We start from the raw sequence: 20,750 nt of genomic DNA, 5'->3' as shown, positions 1-20,750 counted from the left end.
TTAGACCTTAATTTAATCGTTTGATCACTGACACCAAAATGAATTTGCTCCGCACATTTCAGCGCATCACGCGCGGACCCTTGTTGATTTACTGTGTTGGTATAGCGGCATTTACCGAGCCTTGTCATGGCCTTTTTAAACAAGGAATTGAAAAAGCCTGATCCGGGCCCGATTGCCTCGGCCCTGCTGGCTCAGACGGAGGATGGATCTCCTTCTCCGCCTCCGTTCTTTCACGCAGAAGAGGCGACGAACGACCGCCCCATTCTTCCCTTCCATCTCTCTGTCCTGACGGTGATCGCAGACAAGGCGGACTGGCTGTGGCATTTGATCGACACCTATGCACTGAGGTCTGACAACTCCCTAACCCATGATCTCCTAGCGTCCGGTCAGATCGACGAAATGCGCTATTTTGCCGAAGCCGCCCGCCGCCTGGGGGTGCCGTTTCTGTGCCATGTGCCCGTTGCGGCTTTGCATCCCTTCCCCGACGAGGTGCTGCTCGAAGGCATCCATGATCTTGATTGGGTGATGATGTGGCCACCTGAAGGACCGGACGGACAGGAGGCAAACCAGAGAAGCCAATTGCTCTGCGCGCCCAAGGGTGAGGCGCTTGATCGGCTGGAACACTCATTGCAGGATATGCCCGATCTGCGGCAACGTATTTGCCTGACGGTTCCCTCTGTTCTGCAGGCTGCCCAGAGGGCCGCAGCGAAGGAGCGGGCGCTCACCACGCGTGTCTATCAGCTCAAGCAAAAGCAGCCAGACTTGTCTGCCCATAAACGGATTGGTCATTTCAACCGCTTCGTGCTTGTGTCTTTGGTGTTTGCTGCGATCGCATTGGCATTTCTGTTTCCACCCATCGCGATTGCCTTCAATATCCTGTCAATCATGGTCTTTCTGTCCATTGCCGGGCTACGAATTGCCGCCAGACTGGCTGCCAAGCGTCTGGAGCAGGCGCAGGCACTTTGTTTTGAGCACCTGTTTGCCAGCCCGATTGTCGAAGAGGAATGGCCCAGCTACACGGTGCTGGTGCCGCTCTACAAAGAAGCCTCCATTCTGGGCGATCTGATTTGCTGTCTCACCCAGCTTGATTATCCGCGTGACAAAGTGAGCATCCAGTTGCTGGTCGAGGCGGACGACCATGAGACATGGCAGGCGCTGGCCGGGATGAAGCTGCCACCCGCCTTCACGGTGGTGTCCGTCCCTATTCATGGGCCGCGCACCAAGCCCAAGGCGCTGAATTATGCACTCGCCTTCGTCAAGTCAGAGCTGGTGGTGATTTATGATGCCGAGGACCGCCCCAACCCGCTACAATTGAAAGAAGCTGCGATGCGGATGCGAGTGGGGGGCGAAACCCTCGCCTGCCTGCAGGGACGATTGGCCATCGACAATGGCAATTCACGCTTTCTCAGTCGTCAGTTCGCCGTGGAATATGCGGCCTTGTTTGACGGCTTCCTGCCCTATCTTGCGGACAAGGGGCTGCCCGTGCCCCTTGGTGGCACTTCCAACCATTTCCGCACCGATATTCTGAAGGCTGTTGGAGGCTGGGATCCTTACAATGTCACGGAAGATGCCGATCTCGGCCTGCGTCTGACGCGTCTGGGCTATCGCATCGAGGTGCTGCAAACCGAAACCTGGGAGGAAGCGCCGGAAAGCTATCCTCAATGGGTTCGTCAGAGGACACGGTGGTTCAAGGGCTGGATGCAGACATGGCTGGTGCATATGCGCAATCCGCTGGCTTTGTGGCGCTCCCTTGGGACGGCGTCCTTTCTCACCTTTCAGAGCATCATTGGCGGTATGTTGATTTCCGCCCTCATCCATCCGGTCTATATTCTGTCCTTCGCGCTGACCTTTCTGGCCCTGCAGATCCCGGCAAACGAGGCTTCCTCGCTGTTCTGGAGTTTGGTGATCGCCAATTCAGTCAATCTGCTGCTGGGTTATGGGGGCGCAATGAGTTTGGGTTATCGCAAGGCGCGCCAACGCTATGGCTATGGTTTGGCAACAATATTGGCGATGCCGGTCTATTGGCTGATGATGACACCTGCCGCCTGGCGCGCGCTGGTTCAACTGCTTGATAACCCGCATCATTGGGAAAAGACCGAGCATGGGCTGTCACTGGATCGACCATCGCTGGACAGCGCAAGTCCGCTTGGCGTTCTGACCTGCGAAAAGGGACCCGATTGAAAATCAGGCCCCTTGTCAGACTGGCGCATCAAGCATAGCCCCAAGACTTGCTGGGTGTGGTTTAGCGCACTTGCGGTGGCAGGCCACGGCCACGGGTGCGGATCACGACGCGCTGACCACGGGCATCCCGGTAGGCGGTGGTGCGGATATTGGTGCGCGGATCGTAGGAGCTGGCGAAGGTCGGGCGCCGCTTGGTTTTGTAGCGGATCTTTTTCTTGCGAATGATTTTGCGCTTCAGAACCCGACCATGGCGATCTCGCTCGACATAAACCCGCGTATTGCGGGGGCCAACACGGGGATAATGGCTGGACACCTCACCGCCGTCCCGCTTGTGCAGGGTGGCGCCAATCAAGCTACCAATCAGGAAACCAGCAGCCCCGATGGCGGCAGCGTTGCCCATATCATTGCCATGCGACCGGTGGTGACGGAACTCACCTGCATGGACCGAGGTTGTCGCGGTGGTTGCCGCTGAGGTGATGGACAGGATCAGGGCGATCATGATGGATTTGGTGGGTGTCTTGAACATGGTGTCTCTCCATTGGGTATCTGAGTGAACTGTCTGGGTTGGCTGTCTGCTTTCTCTTGCTGCTTGCTATGTCAATTTGTCGCAGTGCCCGACCAATCGGTTCAAACTTTTTTCACCAAACCTCTTGTGGTGCTGACAAGGGGTGCCAAGCGCTGCATAATCAACGTCATGTTTGGTCTTTGCCCGATGACGGGAGGCCATGGCATTGCCGACACCAACCAGCGAGATTTTCATGCGTTCCAGTCACGATCACCCCAAGGGCACGTTGCACAACCTGTCCATCCAATCCGATTGCCTCCAATCCAACATGCTGGGTGATCCGACCGAGCGAGAAGTGGTGGTCTATGTTCCCCATGGCCATGATGGACAGGGTTTGCCATTGCTGGTGGATCTGGTCGGCTTCACCGCCGGTGGGCCAGCGCATGTCAACTGGAAGAATTTTGGTGAGAATGTCCCTGAGCGGGTCGACCGGCTGATCGCCTCGGGCGAGATGCTGCCTGCGGTCATTGCCTTTCCGGATTGCTTCACCCGACTGGGAGGCAACCAATATATCAATTCGGTCGCCCTCGGGGCGTGGGAGGATTTCCTGATCAAGGACATGCTGCCTGCGATTGAAGACCAGTTTGGCTGTGGCGGTGCGGGCAAGCGCGGCGTCTTTGGCAAGTCATCGGGCGGCTATGGCTCAATGGTCCATGCCATGTTGCATGCGGATGTCTGGTCGGCGGCTGCCTGCCATTCCGGCGATATGGCGTTTGAGCTTTGCTATTTGCCCGACATGCCGACCGCCGTGCGGGCGCTGGCGGCCAAAGACCATTCGATAGAGGCCTTCCTGACCGACTTTGAAAAGGGGCCGAAATTTTCCGGCAAGGACATGCATGTGCTGATGTCACTGGCGATGGCCGCGACCTATGATCCGGACCCGGATGCCTTTTGCGGGGTGCGGTTGCCGGTGGATCTGGAAACCTGCGGCCTGATCGAGGAACGCTGGGCCAATTGGCTGAAATGGGACCCGGTGGTGATGGTCGAGCGGGCGGATGTGATTGACAATCTGAAATCGCTCAAGGGCCTGTGGCTCGAATGTGGTGATGTCGACCAATATAATCTGGTCTATGGGGCCCGGCGTCTGCACAAGAAACTGGAAGCCGCCGATGTGCCCCATGTCTATGAGGAGTTCTCTGACAATCATTCCTCGATCGACTATCGGATGGACCAGACCCTGCCATGGATGGCCCGGCTGTTGAGTGCATAAGCCGACTTTGTGAAGGCGGCGGCTTGAGACTTTCTCGCGCCGCCTTTTGCACTCTTCACAGAAATGGGTCTCCGTGCTTTTTGTTGGTTTACGCTGATCGAGCAAATCAGATAGGCTCGCAGCAGATTCCCGCCCTTTGAGAGAATGCCGTTTCATGACGCCTGTCGCCCACCCTTCTGCCGTGCCTGCCCAGATCGACGATGCGGTGTTGGAGCAGGAGGGACGTATTGATACGGCCTTTGATCCTGAATCACCCCCAGCCGAGCAGGCCTTGCAGATCCTCAAACGGGTCTATGGCTATGACCAGTTTCGTGGCAGTCAGGCGGAGGTGATTGAAAGTCTGCTTGAAGGTCACAGCACCCTTGCCGTGATGCCGACCGGCATGGGCAAGAGCATTTGCTTCCAGATCCCCTCGATGATCTTTGGTGGCCTGACTTTGGTCGTCTCGCCCTTGGTGGCCCTGATGGAAGATCAGGTGATGGCATTGAAGCTCGCCGGTGTGGCGGCAGAAACGCTCAACAGCTCCCGTTCGCGCGAGGAAAATGTCGCGGTCTGGCGCCGGGTGGCAGCTGGAGAGATTTCGCTGCTTTACATCGCGCCGGAACGGCTGATGACCGAACGGATGCTGGCAGCGCTCGCCAAATTGCCGGTGCGGCTGATCGCGATTGACGAAGCGCATTGCATTTCGCGCTGGGGGCCGAGCTTCCGGCCCGATTATGAGGGTCTGACGCGGCTGAGTGATTTCTTCCCCAATGCCCCCGTCGCGGCCCTGACGGCCACCGCCGATGAAGCCACCCGGCAGGATATTGCCGACAAGTTGTTTCCGCGCGATGCGTTTGGCAAACGCCTTGGCAATGTGATGGTGTCGGGCTTTGACCGTCCCAATATCCGCCTCACTGTTGCGCAAAGACGCGACTGGAAAAAGCAATTGCTCGACTTTGTCGATGCGCGGCGGGAGCAATCGGGCATTGTCTATTGCCTTTCGCGCCGCAAGACCGAAGAAGTCGCCGATTTCCTCAAGGGGCATGGGGTGAAAGCCTTTGCCTATCATGCGGGGATGGATGCCAGCATTCGGGCTGCCCATCAGTCGCTTTTCATGCGTGAAGCGGGCACCGTGATGGTGGCGACCATTGCGTTCGGGATGGGGATCGACAAGCCTGATGTGCGCTATGTCTTTCACACCAATCTGCCCGCCAATATGGAAGCCTATGCGCAGGAAATTGGCCGTGCGGGCCGCGATGGCGCGCCATCAGAAGCCATGATGCTCTATGGCCTTGATGATATCCGCATGCGGCGCAGCTTCATCGACAATGAGGGCGGCGACGAGGATCATCTCGCCCGCGAGCATAAACGCCTTGATGCGTTATTGGCCTATTGCGAGGCCCCTTCTTGCCGCCGTCAGGCTCTGTTGAGCTATTTCGGCGAGGACATCAAGCCTTGCGGCAATTGCGATATTTGCCTTGATCCGCCGGAGCTGAAAGACGGCAATGTCGAAGCCCTGCGGTTGATTGATGTGGTTGAGGCGACGGGCGAAACCTTCGGCACGGTGCATCTGATCGACATTCTGCGCGGCATGAGCCATGAGAAGATCAAGAAATATCGCCATGACAAGCTTGATTGCCACGGGGTGGGCAAGGCCACCTCCAAGGAAGATTGGCGAGCGATCCTCAGGCAGATGGTAGCGGGCAATTTCCTCCGTCTCGACATCCAAAATCACGGGGCGCTGAAGCTGACCGCCAAGTCGGATGCCTTGCGCGCGGGCGACATTCGCTTTGCCTATCGCACCGACGTAATGGGGCCGAGCGATCTCTATCGTCCGAAACGCGCCAAAAGCGCCCTGCCCGATCTGGACCCGGCGGACAAGGACTTGTTCGAGGCATTGCGCAATGCCCGATCCGAGTTGGCGCGCGAACTCAAGGTGCCCGCCTATGTGGTCTTTTCCGACAAGACCCTGCATGATATGGCGATCCAGAAACCGACCACCCGCCCCGATTTTCTGCATATTCACGGGGTGGGCAGCTCAAAGCAGAAGAAATTTGCCGATCACTTCATTGATGTCATCGAAGAATGGATGGGCTGAGGCAGGCATTCCCTACAATTGTAATTGTGTTTTTCACGTCCCCTTTAAGTGCCTCATCTAAACTGCCTCCTCATATTAGAGGGGATAGACATGACCAATTCTTGTAAAGTGATCATCGCAACCATTCTGGTTGGCACAGCAGTTTCAACCGGAGCGCTTGCTGCGGACATTGTTAATCCGCAAATCACGGATGCGGTTACGCAGACCAATGTGAAGGTGCTGGGCGATGCCCCGGCAGTGGCGACAGGCAATCTCTATCAGGCCAGCGCACAAGCGCTCAGCAACGCTGCGCATAACGCGACAAGCGCCCAACAGAATGCGAGTACTGTGCTGCAGGCCACCACCACACAAGGTGTATCGACGCTGTATGAGGCGGATACCGCCTCGACCGGGATCGCTGAGAGCAAGATTATGGGTGAGTCCGGCCCCGCGCATTGACCAAATTGCGAACCGGTCACCATCACATCCCATCACTCTCGCGTGAGAGCGCCAGATTGGGCGAGACTTTGCCACATTGGAAGGCCACAAATGAGACATGACTTCTAATCGGGAGAGAAATATGTCTCACTTTTTCACCTCAGCCTTAATGGCCGCGTCGCTGATCGTGGCCTCAGTCGGCACCAGCTCGGCCAATGATGATCTGAAAACCGCGATCTTTGCCGGCGGCTGCTTTTGGTGCGTCGAGAGCGACTTTGACCATGTAAACGGCGTGGTCGAAACCCTTTCGGGCTATTCAGGCGGCACCACCACCGAGAATGTGACCTACAAAAACCACAGCGCTGCCAAGCATCGCGAGGTGGTGAAAATCACCTATGACAGCAGCAAGGTCACCTATGACCAGTTGCTCGATGTCTTCTGGCGCTCGGTCGACCCGACCGACGGCGGCGGTCAGTTCTGCGATCGCGGTCACAGCTATACCACCGCCATCTACACGCTGGATGAAGACCAGGCCAAGCTGGCAAAGGCTTCCAAGGCCAAACTGGAAGCGGACAAGGTCCTCAGCGACCCGATCCAGACCGAAATCGCCCCGGCCATGCCTTTCTTTGCGGCGGAAGATTACCATCAGGACTATTACAACAAGAATCCGATCCGCTACAAATATTACCGCTATGCTTGCGCCCGTGATGAACGCATCGAGCGGGTATGGGGCGAGCAGGCTCACAAAGGCATCATGAAGTAGCGCAGACGGTCGCAAGCCTTCCCAGACGATAGGCTTTCTGCCTTGGGCAGGCCTATCTTGTCGCCCGTGATGAACGCATCGAGCGGGTATGGGGTGAGCAGGCGCACAAAGGCATCATGAAGTAAAGTGGATGGGCGCAAGCCTTCCCAGACGATAGGCTTGTCTGCCTGCGGCAGGCCTATCATGCTTGTCGCCCGCGATAAACGCATCGAACGGGTCTGAGGCGAGAAGGCGCATAAGGGCATCATGAAGTGAAATACGCCCTGCTCTGTGTCATGTGCGGCTTTGCATGGTTCGGGGGATCGGATAGCCTGTCTCACACATCCGAATCCCTTCCAATGCGAGTTGCTCCATGAAATTCTATGGCCTTAAAAGCTGTGACACCTGCCGCAAGGCGCTGAAATCCTTCGAAGCAGCGGGCAAGCCCGTCACCTTTGTCGACCTTCGTGCTGATGGTTTCTCAGAGGATGACCTTGATCGCTGGCTCGGGGCCGCTGGCTGGGAGGTGCTGCTTAACCGGCGCTCGACCACCTGGCGAGACCTGCCCGAAGGTGACAAGGCAGATCCAGATGAAGCCAAGGCACGGGCCCTCATTCTGCAGCATCCCACCCTCATCAAGCGCCCGGTTTTTGATGACGGCACACAAATCGTGGTAGGCTTTGGCAAAGCCCAGCAGATGACCCTGCTGGGTTGACCTTTTTCTCATTTGCTGACGCACAGACAGGAGCGCCCGCCATGATCCGCCAAAGCCTGACATTCCTCACCATGCTGTTGCCCATTCTGGGAGCGAGCGGGCCAACACAGGCTGCGAGCTATAAGGAAATCCGCGACGTCACCGTCTGGTGCGATGTGGCGATGAGCTGCTCGCTGACCCTGTCTGCGGACAAGTATCAAGGCGTCACCGCCTTGGTCCTGCATCGGGCCAACCGGTTGAATGATGCGGCCTCGGTGCGCTTCACCAGCGCCGTGCCCATTGTCGAAGGTGCCATGCTGTTATTGACCATTGATGGCAAGGACAGCCTGACGCTGATCGCCAACAAGACCGGCATCAAGGAAGACGGCAACAGCTATCACGAGACCAACCCGCATTTGATCGACTGGATCATCAAGGGCATGAAAGCAGGCTCGACGCTCAGCATCGCCATCGACAGTGCCGGGCAATCGAGTGAAACCGGCTTTTCCCTGTCGGGCAGTGTCGCGGGCATGATCTTCATGGACGAATATCAGGACCTGCTTGAGACCTCCTATGCCTTCCATGTCACCGGCACCAAGCGTCCCCACCCACGGCTGCCGATTGTTGGGGTCGAACAGCGCAGCCAAGTGCCGCGCGCCATCTGGAATGGATGGTTCGCCAAGGAACAAGCCAGTTGCCATTTTTATCGCGAAAGCAGCCAATTGCCGGGCAACGGATTCCGTTTGACCCTGAGGTCAGGGGATGTCTATGGTCTGCCTTGCGGGGACGGCGGCGCCTATAATCAGCCATTTGCGGCCTTTTTCGTGCCGAAGAATGAAAATCTGCCGATCAAGGCAGTGCCCTTCCTGTTGGACGGCAACAATACGGACAGCGGTGCTGGACCGGATCTTTGGAATATCGGTTACGATGCCAGAAAAGGGGTGCTGACCAGCTACTTCAAAGCGCGTGGTTTGGGCGATTGTGGCGTGCAAACCAAGTGGCAATTGAATGAAGTGGGCGACGCTGTGTTTTTCGAGGCAATGGAAATCCGCGAAAAAGGCGATTGCGATGGCAATTATGCTGGCGGGCCGGACAAGTGGCCCAAGACGTGGCCTGTTGAGGACTGACACGCAAAAGCCCGCCGGACTGGCGGGCTTTTTTGTCTTATTGATCGACAGTTCGTTTGATGATCAGGCTTTTGCCATCATCGGAATGTCGGCAAGACCCATTGGCTTGCTGGCGTCGATTTTGAAATCGACCTCGTCCCTGAATACCGTCTTCCTCTCCATGCCCAGCTTTTTCCAAGCGAGCGAAAGCGCCGCTTTCGGATAGACATGGAAGCCATACGGCTGATGGTTACCCGCCTGATAGCCGAGCGTGCGGCGCAGGACGCCATTGCCATAATGAACCGCATAAAGATTGCGCACGTCGGTGTCCCAGTGCTCCAGTGTCAGGGAAATGTTGAGGCAATCCTCATTCTCGACGCGGTGCGGCGCATGGAGTGGCCAATAGGCCATCTGACCGGGTTCGAGGTGATACACTTCCGCATAATCGTCATACCATTCCTCGAAGGGAAACTCCTCGCGGGTTTCCTTCATGATCACCCGCTGGCGATCGATGTTGGGTAGGAAAGGGTCGCGATTGGGATAGATATAGACCTTCTTGCGGCCCTTGATTTGCCAGAGATGCTGCCCCGGCAGGTCAAAGTGATAGAAGGTCTGGCATTTGGGCGATGTGATCAGAATGCCCATATTGCGTTTGTATGTGTGAAGCCCCGGCATGTGGGCCTCGAATTCCTCAAACAACTGATCCAGCACCGCTTTATAGCGAGGGTCGAAATCTTGACAATGACGAATATTCAGCCAGAGGCGGCCATTCTTGATCGCCTCCATCGTCTCCTTGCCCGAGGCACCGCCAACAATGCCCTCGCGCCATTCGGCGCGCTTGGTGTCATGGCCCATGGTGGCGAGATTGTAATGCTCTGGCGGGGTTTGCTCGATAAGCTCGGCGATGGCTTCTTCTGAGAAAAGCGGCGAGGTATGCAGGCTGTGGTCAATGACCACGGTTTCCTTGCTCCAAACCTTGGCAAAATGTGGCTTCCAGCCGGTAACAATCCTATCTGACACTTAAAAATTCCCCCAATTGCAAGACATCAATACGGGAAAGGATCGCCCAAGCAATCAAAGCAGCTTCGACATCTCATCTTTACCGCTGCCAGAATGTCATACGATCTCTTTCTTCAATACTTGTTGGCGACGATATTAGCATAGACCCTAAGAAAACCTTCATTTCAGATGCATCTATTATTGGTTATGCTTAATCCCTCTGATTAGCGTTAATGAAAGACTACCCACCAAGCGCTTTCTACAAACACAACTGACGCAAATGCCCCGCAGGATAAATCCGGCGAGGCCTCACTCCATGTCGCTTTGTAAGGGGTGTGGAACCCTCAGGCTTGCGGACTATTTGGCAACCATCGCTTCCGGTTTTGGCGTTTCTTGCGTTTCAACCGGCAGGATAGGATAATCGACCTTTGGCTGTTCCCCTGTCAGGGTTTTCAGGAACGCAGTGATTTTCTTGATTTCCTCATCACTCATTTCCTCGCCAAGCTGACTGGTCGCCATGATGGCAACGGCCTGCTCGAGATCCCACACCTTGCCCGAATGGAAGTAAGGCGCGGTCAACTCGATGTTGCGCAGTGGGCCAGCCCGGAAGACATATTCCTCATCCGCCGTTTTGGTGACGGCAAAACGGCCCTTGTCACCGGACGGCAAAATGTCTGCGCCGGGTTTCTCAACAACGCCGAATGGATAATAGCCTTCCCCGCCAATGTTGACGCCGGCATGACAGGCAGAACACCCTTTGTCCATGAAGAGCTGCAAGCCTTCCTGCTCCATCGCAGTCATCACCTTGGTGTTGCCTTCAAGGAACTGGTCAAAGCGCGAATAAGGCGTGATCAGTGTTGCCTCGAAGGCTTCGATGGCCTTGGCCATATTGTCAAACGTGACCGGCTTTTCCTCTCCGGGGAACGCCTTGGTAAAGGCCTCGACATAAGCAGGCATGCTCTTCAATGTGGTTTCAACACGCTCAGGCGTTGACGCCATTTCGACGCCTGCCTGAACCGGACCCTTGGCTTGTGCTTTCAGATCTTCGGCACGGCCATCCCAGAATTGCGCGATGTTGAAGACCGCATTCAGAACGGTTGGCGCATTGCGTGGTCCTTTCTGCCATCCATGGCCGATGGATGTCTCCAGATTGTCATCTCCTCCCATGCCAAGATTGTGGCAGGTATTGCATGAAATCAGTGCCGAGGAGGACAGGCGTGGTTCAAAGAACAACATCTTGCCCAGCTCGATCTTGTCGCTGGTCACTGCATTGTCCTTGACCGCCGGAACCACCGAGGGGATCGGCTTGAAATAGTCTTTCGCTTCTTCCAGAAGCTCGTTGGCAGAAGCGATTTGCGAGGCCGCCAGGACTGCAGCGCCCGCCATCAATGCAACAGCAATTTTCGAGGTCATCAGACCCTCCCTTTAGTTTAGAACAGCTACAAAGTAATACAGAGTGCCGCTTTGTCGCATTGCGCCAGTCGATGGAATAATTTATTTAGAGGAGCTATAAAGAAGGCTGTAAATATCTGAATTTTCAGTCTAATGAGGATCTCTGCGAAAATTTCAGAAAGGAATTTCCGCAGCGGGTCGTTTGCGCTCATCTTCTGGCTTTGAAGCGCATTTTGGCTTGAAACTGGCCCTGTTTCCTCCCTCCCCATCTACGATCCGGTTTTCAATCTCACTGGTGTGGCAATCTGTCCAATAGCGCTTTTCCTGTGCCGATTTGCCGTTGATGCTCAGGCGTGCCTGCCAGCAGGAGCCATTTTCTTGACGAGTCATTCTGTACCGATTGGTAAATAATTTTCCGCCTGCGAGCAGGATCAGAGCAAAAGTTGCCAAATGCAGGTAGACAACCAGTCTATTATCTTGATCCTTCCGAGGCCTGCCCCATATCGGGCATTCCCATGGCAGACATGCCACTCACCCTTATCCTCCCGATATCTTCAAAAAAGAGATCCGTTCCATGACCAAATTCACTGCTCACACCATTGCGTCTGCACCTGTTGAGGCCAAGCCATTGTTGGAAGGCGCCAAAAAAGCCGTTGGCTTCGTGCCGAACCTCTATGCCAACATGGCGGAGGCTCCTGCGATGCTTGAGGCCTATTTGACCCTTAGCCAGATTTTTGGCAAAACCAACCTCAGCGAGACCGAGCGCCAGATCATTCTGATGACCAACAATCGGCTGAATGGCTGCACCTACTGCATGGCCGCTCATACCACCATCATGCAAGGGGCCGGGATCGACGATGGCGTGATTGCCGCTTTGCGGTCCGGTAGCCCGCTCAGCGACGCCAGACTGGAAGCTTTGCGCCAATTTTCCATCGTAGTGTATGAAACACGGGGCAATCCGTCCGAAGGCGATATCCAGTCGTTGCTCGATGCAGGCTATAGCCGACAGACGGTTCTGGAAGTCGTGATCGGTACCGGCCTCAAGACCCTGTCCAACTATACCAATCACATTGTTGGTACTGAGGTCGACGCAGCCTTCGCACCAAATGCCTGGTCACCAGTCGGCTGACCGCAGCCTGGTTGCAAAGATCTGCATATCTCGCAATGGTCAGGATTTATGAAAGGGCCCGGAAGGTGGGCCCTTTTTTTGATCGACTGAAAGCAAACGACAAGATGTCCTCCCTGTTGTTGCTGCAAGGGAAGTTGTTTTTCATATCATTGAGCAAAACCAATTAAGCGGCAGAGAAATAAGTACTTTTGACAAGAATGGAGCTTCTCCACTCAACGGTGATTACTACATTTACACAGAAACCCGTCTTTTTGTGCTGCCCTTTACTCGCTCTTAAATGAAGGTGAGCACACTGACCCGGACTTTTACGGAATGGGAAGGAACCGGGTAGATGAATGCCTTCAAGTCGCTAAACGATCTGAAATTGCCTTACAAAATTGGTGGAGGCTTCACTATCCTGATGGTCCTGACGGCTTTCGTTGGCACGGTTGCGACCATCTCCATCCGGGACTTTCAGAGGCAGGCCACGATCAACGAGCAATCCGTCGCGGTGCTTGATCAGCTGCAGCAGTTCACCAATCACCGGGCCCTCTATTTCACCAACCGCAAGATTGAACAGGCAGAACGCGTCAAATCGGATATTCAAACGCTCGGAACCGCTCTGAATGGCCTGCAACGAAGCTTGACCGATGATGATGCAGCCCAATCGACAATCGGCGGAGCGATGGATCTCGCCTCCAAGCTGGAAAGTGATTTCCAAAATGTGACGACCATCATCGAAGCGCAAAAGCTGCAAACCTCAAAGTTGCTCAGCAATGTCGCCATGCTGGTCGGCAATGCCAACAATATCTCGACCAGCCTTCAGAAAATGAAGAGCACGGCGAGCCGACAGGCCAAAAAGGCAGACAGCCTGAAAAACCGTGCTGACAAGGTCGTTCGCCTGATCAATCAAATGCAGAATGAAGCCCTGGTGATCGAGAAAGCCCTTGGCGTTCCTTCCCCCCTGGCCGAAAAAGCCTTCTGGACAGAGCAGCTCGAGCGCGCGGACCGGATGGCTCAGCATGTCAACAAAGCAGTGCGCATCAAGCTTGACGGCGTGGATTCGGCACGGCTGAAAGACTTGAAAAGTCAGGTTGCCAGCCTCAGACAAGCCATCGATGCAACCACAAACATGCCGTTTGCCCCAGAGGAGAGCCTCAAACTGACGGGCGCACAGCTGGCCGCCGGGCATGTGGCATCCCTGTCCAGCACGCTGCGCGATGACATCTATGTCGTGTCCGACGAGGCCAAGAAAAGCGCGCGCATGCTCAACAGCAAGTTGATGATTGCCGACCTGATCTCGACCAACGCGGCGAAATTTCAGCGCGAAGCTCTGGAAACCAAGGCAGCGACAATGGAGTTGTTTTCGGGTCTGAGTGATCTCTCAGCAGATGGCGTCGCGTTGCGCATTGGCACCTTTCGCAATCTGGCGAAGCTGCTGATTACGGACGCGCAAAATGTTCCCGAAATCCAGTCGCTGACCAACACGATCGAAGACGAAATCAACGCCTATGAAACCGAGTTCGAACTGATGCAAGCCGGAGCGGTTCAGGTCGCATCCAAGCGCGATCAGTTGATTGCGGCGTCCGGTCAAGTTCAGACGATTGTCGACGACTTGATCAATTCACAGTCCGAAATGGCCCTTGGGGCGGCAGCGGCGGCGGTGACCCTAATCCTTGGCTCTGTTCTGGTTGCCTTGATTGTGGGCGCAGGCTTTGCCGTCATCATCACTCTGGCTGTGTCACGACCGATCCGCACACTGACCGCAACAATGGGTGAATTGGCCAATGGCAATCTGCAAATTTCGATTGCCGGACGGGATCGTGGTGATGAAATCGGCGATATGACCCGGGCGGTGCGGGTGTTCCGCGAGAATGCCAAGGAGCGCATGACGCTTCAGGAAGCCTCTGCGCTTGAAGAAGAGAAACAGCATGAGCGCCAACGGCATATCGAACAGTTGATCAGCCAGTTCGACGCCCGTATGCAAGGGTTGTTGACCGGGGTCGATGGGACGGCCCGCGAGATGAAACACACAGCGGAGTCGCTTTCCCAAATCGCGATGGAGAGTGCAGAACAGGCTGAGAATACCAGCCAGTCGAGCCAGAACGCATCGGTTAGCGTTGGCCATGTGGCAAGCGCTGCCGAAGAACTGGCGGCCTCCATTCAGGAAATTGGCACGCAGGTGCAGCGCACCGAGCAGGTGGTCTCCGACGCCAGCCAATCAACCCTGAGCACCAATGAGAAAGTCAAGGAGCTTGCCAACGCTGCGGATCATATCGGGGACGTGGTCACGCTCATTCAGGCCATTGCCGAACAGACCAACCTGCTGGCCCTGAATGCCACCATAGAGGCGGCCCGTGCAGGCGAAGCCGGCAAGGGGTTTGCGGTCGTTGCCGCGGAAGTGAAGAATCTGGCCAATCAGACCTCGAAGGCGACAGAGGAAATCAGCGGCCAGATTTCATCCATTCAGACCTCGACCGGTGTCACCGCTCAGGCCATTGCCGATATCGTCGAGACAATGGATCAGGTGGATTCCCATATTGGCGCCATTGCGGCGGCGGTGACCCAGCAAAATGTCGCCACATCGGAAATTTCCGGAAACGTCCAGACCGCGTCACTTGGAACCCAACAGGTCCAGACCAATATGGACGGCCTGTCAGACGCGGTCGCCCAAACCAGTGCGTCGTCACAAACTGTGCTCGAGGCTTCCTCTTCACTGGAGGACAAAACACGGCAGTTGCAGAATGAAGTGGCGCAGTTCCTCAAGGATGTTGCGGCAGCCTGAGCCGAAAAAAAAAGTTGCAAGAGGATGGTCACACAAGCCTTGGCTGGTGTGGCCATTTTTGTTTCCCTGCGACATTTCGTTCCTTCAGGTTTCTTGCAACAATTTACTCGACGTTAACGCAAAAATTGTCAGATATTACAAGCAATTCAAATCTGCAACCAAAGCTCATGACACCGACAGAGACAACCACAGGCGCTGACCATGCCTTCCTCCTCCTCGCAACGCCATAGGCATGATACAGCCATTCTGATCGTCTTCTCGCTGATTATGACGTTGGGCGTATTTGTCTTTTCCGCCGGTCCACGGGCAAGCGGTGACAAAGTTGTGGTGTTTGTCCCACCGTGGTCGTCCGACACCAATGTTGTCGAGGTGATCGCCGCTGCAAATGGGGCACTTTTGCGCGGTGGCAAGTGGCACTGGATCGCCCTTGCCCAATCGGATGATCCCGGCTTCGTCCACCGGCTTTACTGGTCCGGCGCCTTCTTTGTCGGAGGTGGAGAAGCCTTTTCGGCTTGTTTCTCCCCCTTTGATCCAATTGATCCATAAAAACACTCTCAGGTCTCCAGACGCCTTGCAGGGCATGAAGACCAAAGACCAAACACCAAAAGATCCGAAGTACGAAAGGCAACCCGCATGTATAGTCTCACGCAGCTTCGTGCTGAATTCTCGAAGTTCATTATTGGCCTGTTATGGCTCAATGCTGCTTTTTCCGCTGTCCTGATGGTCACGATGCCCTCAGGGGGTGGGGCCTTTGCTGTGGGCTTGTCGCTATTCGGTGCTGCTGTTACCACCTTTTTCAATGCCCGATCCAAAGCCTCTTCCCTGACACAGGATATCAGTGCGGTTGCATTGGCCTCACAGGTTGCGCTGATCGTCTATATGTTTGCCAATCATCCCTATCAGATCGACTGGCACATGTATTTCTTTGCATCCCTTGCTGTGCTGGCAGGGTGGTGCAGCTGGCGTGTGGTAATTATCGGGTCCGCAGTGGTAGCTGTGCATCATCTGGTGCTGAACTTTCTGTACCCGATGGCCGTTTTCCCCGATGGCGGCGACTTTGTGCGCGTGCTGATGCATGCGGGCATTCTGATCCTTCAGGCCTCGGTTCTGGTCTGGCTGACAGCCAAGCTGAGCACGGCCATTTCGGCGGCCCACAAGGCCATCGAGAAAGCAGAGGCAGCACAGGCGGAAAGCGTGAGCCTTGCAGATCAGCAGAAGGTTGCGCAAAGCCGTGAATTGTCTCGCAGTCAATCCATCGATCAGTTGATTAGCGAGTTCCAGGACAGCATTAGCGAAGCCCTTGATCATGTGGTCAAAACCGCCGATGGCATGAAAGTAACCTCGCATGAGCTGACCCAGAAAGCCCAACAGACCCTTGGTCAGTCCCGCGAAGTTGCGGATGCCTCCACCGAAGCAACAGACAATGTGCAGACCGTTGCTGCAGCGGCAGAGGAATTGTCAGCATCGATCACCCAGATTTCCGGTCAGGTTCAGGAAACCCAGCGTGTGGTCATTCGCACCACAGAAGCGGCCCAGTCAACCAACGAAAAAGTGGCCAGCCTTGACAGCGCCGCGCAACGGATCGGACAGGTTGTCACTCTTATCAAGGACATTGCTGAGCAGACCAACCTTCTGGCGCTCAATGCGACCATCGAGGCGGCCCGTGCTGGGGAAATGGGCAAGGGATTTGCCGTTGTTGCGGCAGAAGTCAAGGAGCTGGCAACCCAGACATCGAAGGCGACCGAAGAGATCGCTACGCAGATCTCTGACATCCAGATATCGACCAAGGATGCCGTGCAGGCCATTGAGAGCATTGCCAACACCATGCAGGAAGTCAACAACTTCACCTCTTCGATCGCTGCTGCCGTCGACCAGCAAGGGGGCGCGACGATGGAAATCAGTTCCTCGGTGCAACGCGCTGCGGCGGGCACTGCGGCGGTGGATGCCAACATCGATGACGTCACGGCGTCGCTGTCTTCCACGTCGGACACGGCAAACCACGTCCTTGAAGCATCTGACGGTGTTTCGCGGGATACAGAATCCCTGCGTGCCAAGATCAGTCAGTTCCTCAACGACGTGCGGGCAGCCTGATTGATTGTCTATGAGACAAGAACGAAAAAGGGGAGATCATCGATCTCCCCTTTTTGCGTCAGCCTTTGCTGCCCTGCCCTTGTCTAGCGCATCAACTGGTAGGGGATGTAAAGGGCGAGGTCTTTCCAGAACCACAGCAGGCATGCCATCGCCAGCATGATGCAGGCAAAGGGAATGGCTCCCTTGGCAACGTCTTTCAGGGGCGCACGCCCGACAGCCTGAATGACAAACAGGTTCATCCCAACCGGCGGGGTGATCAGAGCTGTCTCGATCAGGACAACAAAGAAGATGCCGAACCAGATCGGATCGATGCCGGTATTGAGCACAGCGGGCAGCAGCACCGGCACCATGATCAGCAGCATGGAGAGGGATTCAAGAAAGAAGCCCATGATCAGCAGCACGCAACCGACGGCCAGAATGAACTGCCCCGGCACGCTGATATTCTCGGTCAGGAAGGCACTGATCGATTGTGGGATCAGATAGAGGGTGATGGCGTAGGAGAAAACCTTGGCGCCAGCGACAATGATCAACACCATCACGGTGGTGCGCAGCGATGATTCAACCGCTTCCTTCAGTTTCGCCCAGTTCATGCGCCCCATGGCAAAGGTAATGATCAGCGCCATGACGAAGCCCAGACCAGCACTTTCAGATGGTGTCGCGATCCCTGCATAGATCGAGCCGACGATGGCGACGGCCAACAGGATGGTCGGCGAAGCAAGGATCGAAGCCTGAAGGCTCTCGGACCAGCTGGCCTTGGCTTCCGGCTGGTAAGCGTTGGAAAAGCGCGAATAGAGAATGCCATAGACAATGAAGGCAACAGCAAGGAACAAGCCCGGACCAATCCCCGCAAGAAACAGGGTCGGGATCGAGCTTTCGGTGATCACACCATAGACGATCAGTGGTATTGAGGGCGGGATCAGAATGCCTAAAGTGCCACCGGCGGCCAACATGCCATAGACCAAGGGCCGGTCGTAGCCACGCTTGGTCATTTCAGGGATTGCAACGGTGCCGATGGTGGCGGCAGTGGCCACAGAAGAGCCGGAAATGGCGGAAAAAAGCGTGCAGGACAAAATGGTTGCGACCCCAAGGCCGCCGGGCCAGTGACCGACCCAACTCTGCACCGCGGCATAGATATCGCGTCCGACGCCCCCCTTCAAAAGGATGTTCGACATCAACAGGAACATTGGCACGGCAAGCAGCTCGAAACTGTCCATGGCCCCATGCAGCCGCTGCGGTACAGCGACCATCGGAAAACCCTTCAAGGCGAGCAGAATGATACCGAGTCCACCAAGGGCGAAAGCCACCGGGGTGCGCAACAAAAGGAGCGCCATCAAGGCAATCAGGATCAGGGCAGCTTCCATCAATGGGCTCCTTCCATGATGTCATCTTCAGGTATTTGTCCGGTCCAGACCCGATAAAGCTCAACCGCGCCCTGCAGAAGCAGCAACAGACTGCCAACCCAGACCGGGGCATGGGTCAAAGCCTTTGGTGGCGCCAGATAGGTGTCGGTGGTGTGACCGGCCAGTGTCTCCTTGAGCCAAAGCTCAAAGCCGAAATAGCCCGCCGTGATGGCGAACAGGAACAGCATCACGATAGCGATTGTCTCGGCTACCTTGCGGCGCAGCGTGCTGGGGTTGCGCAGAATGAGGTCGATGGTCACCATCTCACGATGTTTGAGCACATAGGCAGCGGCAAGATAGACCACCCAGACCTGCAGCACCCGGCTGACTTCATCCACCCAGATGGTCGGCGCGTTGAACACATAGCGCATGACAACCTCGAAGGTGATGAACAAGCCAACGGCAAACAGAGCCCAGGCACTGATCTTTCCGGCAATTTCGGAAAGGCCATCGATGACTTTGATGATCATGGCGCACTCCCTCTTTATCTGGCGACTTATTTGGCGTCTGGCATTTGGATTGTTTCAAATGGCGGGGTCTTGTAACAGGAAAAGCGGCGCACCGCGCCGCTTCCCCCAGATCGGAATGGATGGGCCGGTTACTTCGCGGCTTTCACCGCGGCAACGGCTGCAGCGCCAACATCGCCGGTTTCGTCGATGAAACGCTGAACCACACCGGCGGTCGCCTCAACCCAAGCAGCGCGCTGGGCGTCGGACAGTTCGACAACGGTCATCTTGTCTTTCATTTCAGCCACGGTTTGCGCTTCTTCGGCATAGATTTCATCACGCAGCAACTGCTCGACTTCCTTGGCGGCGTCATCGATGATCGCTTTGTGCTCATCAGACAGACCGTTATAGAAATCGTTGTTGATGATGGCAACAAACTCGATGGCCGCATCGAAGGTCAGGGTCATGTGGTCCATCACTTCGTAGAGCTTGCGGGACTTCACCGCCGAAGCACCGGTCATGCCCACATCAACAGCGCCCTGCTGGTAGGCCAGAAACTGCTTGGAGCCGGACATCAGGGTCGGTGCGCCGCCAAGCGCTTCAACGGTCCAACCATGAACCTTGCCGTAGGTACGAACCTTCTTGTTCTTGATGTCGGCAGGAACTGCGATGGCTGACTCATTGTTGAGATAGATGTTGCGACCGAATGCCTGCCACCAAAGCACCTTGTTGTTGGTTTCCTTCAGGATTGCGCCATCGATGGTTTTGCGCAACTCGGAGCCCGGGGCAACAGCCGCGCGGATGTGAGCCTCTCCATCGAAGATGAAGGGAATGGCCACCACGTCTACGGCTGGCACAGACCCGGCGAAGCGTCCGATGAAGGCAGACCCGGCTTCAATGGCCCCAGAGCCAACCGCGCTGGGGACTTCCTTGTCCTTGAACAGCTGGGCGGAGGGGAAGAGCTGAATTTCGAGATCACCACCGGATTTTTCCTCGACGATCTTGGCGAAGGCTTTCCAGTTTTTGCCCAGAGAATGGGTTTCTGGCAATTGCAAGGTAACGCGAATTGTTTCGGCAAAGGATGCGGTTGGCGCGGCGGCAATCACGAGGGCTGCTGCGGCACCCATCAACCAGTTTTTCATGCGGAGTTTCCCCTATCTGTTTTTGATTTACGCACAAACTAGCAAAATTCTTCAGGCTTTGGGAACTATTTGGAAAAATGAAGTGTGGATACAATATTTAAATTTCCGATTGTGATATCAATCATATCATCCCCCGCAATGATCGCGGCTGTGCTGTGTAGGGAGCGGATGAGGGATAAACAGCGGGCCACCAGACAGACACGCTGTCTGATGACCCGACCTGGCGATCAGTTGCCTGATCGCCGCGGGAGGTTCCCCTTGCCTGCCGCTAGGCCGTAAACTCATAAAAGTTGTTTGATTTTAGCGGAGATTGTGATTCAACGGTTCCAGACTAGGGAGCCTTGTATGACACGCCGCCGTTATGAACTGACCGACTTCGAATGGTCCATTAT

General features: G+C 55.6%; 18 protein-coding genes. 11 read left to right on the top strand and 7 right to left on the bottom strand.

Annotated features, from left to right (window positions below; genetic code table 11):
- The first annotated feature begins 126 nt into the window (after positions 1 to 126).
- Positions 127 to 2,181 (top strand): glycosyltransferase family 2 protein, encoded by a 2,055-nt coding sequence (locus FDK21_RS16285; RefSeq protein WP_138149892.1) that lies wholly within the window; start codon positions 127 to 129, stop codon positions 2,179 to 2,181.
- A 61-nt stretch (positions 2,182 to 2,242) separates the two neighbouring features.
- Here the strand turns inward: FDK21_RS16285 and FDK21_RS16280 are convergent, their stop codons facing one another.
- On the bottom strand, positions 2,243 to 2,707 hold the full coding sequence (locus FDK21_RS16280) for a hypothetical protein (RefSeq protein WP_138149890.1): 465 nt from the start codon (positions 2,705 to 2,707) through the stop codon (positions 2,243 to 2,245).
- A gap of 199 nt (positions 2,708 to 2,906) precedes the next feature.
- On the opposite strand from FDK21_RS16280, the gene FDK21_RS16275 reads away from it, so the two are divergent.
- The 4 genes from FDK21_RS16275 to msrA all read left to right on the top strand — a co-directional run bounded on the left by FDK21_RS16275 (position 2,907) and on the right by msrA (position 7,216).
- On the top strand, positions 2,907 to 3,956 hold the full coding sequence (locus tag FDK21_RS16275) for an alpha/beta hydrolase-fold protein (protein ID WP_246657600.1): 1,050 nt from the start codon (positions 2,907 to 2,909) through the stop codon (positions 3,954 to 3,956).
- Between the two features lie 154 nt (positions 3,957 to 4,110).
- Positions 4,111 to 6,036, top strand: a complete 1,926-nt coding sequence (gene recQ, locus FDK21_RS16270; protein ID WP_138149888.1) for a DNA helicase RecQ — start codon at positions 4,111 to 4,113, stop codon at positions 6,034 to 6,036.
- A 90-nt stretch (positions 6,037 to 6,126) separates the two neighbouring features.
- Complete coding sequence (locus FDK21_RS16265; RefSeq protein WP_114011413.1) at positions 6,127 to 6,474, top strand: RebB family R body protein; 348 nt, start codon at positions 6,127 to 6,129, stop codon at positions 6,472 to 6,474.
- 121 nt (positions 6,475 to 6,595) lie between these two features.
- On the top strand, positions 6,596 to 7,216 hold the full coding sequence (gene msrA / locus FDK21_RS16260; RefSeq protein WP_138149886.1) for a peptide-methionine (S)-S-oxide reductase MsrA: 621 nt from the start codon (positions 6,596 to 6,598) through the stop codon (positions 7,214 to 7,216).
- On the opposite strand, the gene FDK21_RS16255 is transcribed toward msrA, so the two are convergent.
- Positions 7,195 to 7,401 carry a hypothetical protein gene (locus FDK21_RS16255; RefSeq protein WP_138149884.1) on the bottom strand — a complete coding sequence of 69 codons (207 nt, stop codon included), beginning with the start codon at positions 7,399 to 7,401 and terminating at the stop codon, positions 7,195 to 7,197. The genes msrA and FDK21_RS16255 overlap by 22 nt on opposite strands.
- 167 nt (positions 7,402 to 7,568) lie before the next feature.
- Here FDK21_RS16255 and FDK21_RS16250 point away from each other — a divergent pair, with 167 nt between their 5' ends.
- Both FDK21_RS16250 and FDK21_RS16245 read left to right on the top strand, forming a co-directional pair.
- Entirely contained in the window at positions 7,569 to 7,910 is a 342-nt protein-coding gene (locus tag FDK21_RS16250) for an ArsC/Spx/MgsR family protein (RefSeq protein ID WP_138149882.1), read from the top strand.
- A gap of 41 nt (positions 7,911 to 7,951) precedes the next feature.
- Positions 7,952 to 9,016, top strand: a complete 1,065-nt coding sequence (locus tag FDK21_RS16245) for a DUF1176 domain-containing protein (protein WP_138149880.1) — start codon at positions 7,952 to 7,954, stop codon at positions 9,014 to 9,016.
- Between the two features lie 63 nt (positions 9,017 to 9,079).
- On the opposite strand, the gene FDK21_RS16240 is transcribed toward FDK21_RS16245, so the two are convergent.
- Together FDK21_RS16240 and FDK21_RS16235 are read right to left on the bottom strand one after the other, a co-directional pair.
- The gene (locus tag FDK21_RS16240) at positions 9,080 to 10,015 is read right to left on the bottom strand and encodes a cupin domain-containing protein (protein ID WP_138149878.1); all 936 of its coding nucleotides are present in this window, start codon (positions 10,013 to 10,015) and stop codon (positions 9,080 to 9,082) included.
- A gap of 336 nt (positions 10,016 to 10,351) precedes the next feature.
- Positions 10,352 to 11,407, bottom strand: a complete 1,056-nt coding sequence (locus FDK21_RS16235) for a cytochrome-c peroxidase (protein WP_138149876.1) — start codon at positions 11,405 to 11,407, stop codon at positions 10,352 to 10,354.
- Positions 11,408 to 11,960: 553 nt separating this feature from the next.
- Here FDK21_RS16235 and FDK21_RS16230 point away from each other — a divergent pair.
- The 4 genes from FDK21_RS16230 (at position 11,961) to FDK21_RS16215 (ending at position 17,370) form a co-directional block, all read left to right on the top strand.
- Positions 11,961 to 12,515, top strand: coding sequence for a carboxymuconolactone decarboxylase family protein (locus FDK21_RS16230; RefSeq protein WP_138149874.1), 555 nt, complete (start codon positions 11,961 to 11,963; stop codon positions 12,513 to 12,515).
- Positions 12,516 to 12,846: 331 nt separating this feature from the next.
- On the top strand, positions 12,847 to 15,279 hold the full coding sequence (locus tag FDK21_RS16225; protein WP_138149872.1) for a HAMP domain-containing methyl-accepting chemotaxis protein: 2,433 nt from the start codon (positions 12,847 to 12,849) through the stop codon (positions 15,277 to 15,279).
- A 201-nt stretch (positions 15,280 to 15,480) separates the two neighbouring features.
- A complete protein-coding gene (locus tag FDK21_RS16220; protein ID WP_138149870.1) occupies positions 15,481 to 15,825 on the top strand; it encodes a hypothetical protein in 345 nt (114 codons plus the stop codon).
- Between the two features lie 87 nt (positions 15,826 to 15,912).
- Positions 15,913 to 17,370 (top strand): methyl-accepting chemotaxis protein, encoded by a 1,458-nt coding sequence (locus tag FDK21_RS16215; RefSeq protein WP_138149868.1) that lies wholly within the window; start codon positions 15,913 to 15,915, stop codon positions 17,368 to 17,370.
- Positions 17,371 to 17,453: 83 nt separating this feature from the next.
- Here the strand turns inward: FDK21_RS16215 and FDK21_RS16210 are convergent, their stop codons facing one another.
- From FDK21_RS16210 to dctP, 3 genes are all read right to left on the bottom strand, one after another.
- On the bottom strand, positions 17,454 to 18,731 hold the full coding sequence (locus FDK21_RS16210; protein WP_114011424.1) for a TRAP transporter large permease subunit: 1,278 nt from the start codon (positions 18,729 to 18,731) through the stop codon (positions 17,454 to 17,456).
- Positions 18,731 to 19,240: a TRAP transporter small permease gene (locus FDK21_RS16205; RefSeq protein WP_171022127.1), complete on the bottom strand. Its 510-nt coding sequence runs from the start codon at positions 19,238 to 19,240 to the stop codon at positions 18,731 to 18,733. Before FDK21_RS16205 ends, FDK21_RS16210 begins: the two co-directional genes overlap by 1 nt.
- A 128-nt stretch (positions 19,241 to 19,368) precedes the next feature.
- The gene (gene dctP, locus FDK21_RS16200) at positions 19,369 to 20,358 is read right to left on the bottom strand and encodes a TRAP transporter substrate-binding protein DctP (RefSeq protein WP_138149866.1); all 990 of its coding nucleotides are present in this window, start codon (positions 20,356 to 20,358) and stop codon (positions 19,369 to 19,371) included.
- Between the last annotated feature and the right edge of the window lie 392 nt (positions 20,359 to 20,750).

Source organism: Cohaesibacter sp. CAU 1516 (assembly GCF_005771485.1).
GTDB lineage: Bacteria > Pseudomonadota > Alphaproteobacteria > Rhizobiales > Cohaesibacteraceae > Cohaesibacter > Cohaesibacter intestini.
This window is presented reverse-complemented; position numbering and strand designations above follow the sequence as displayed.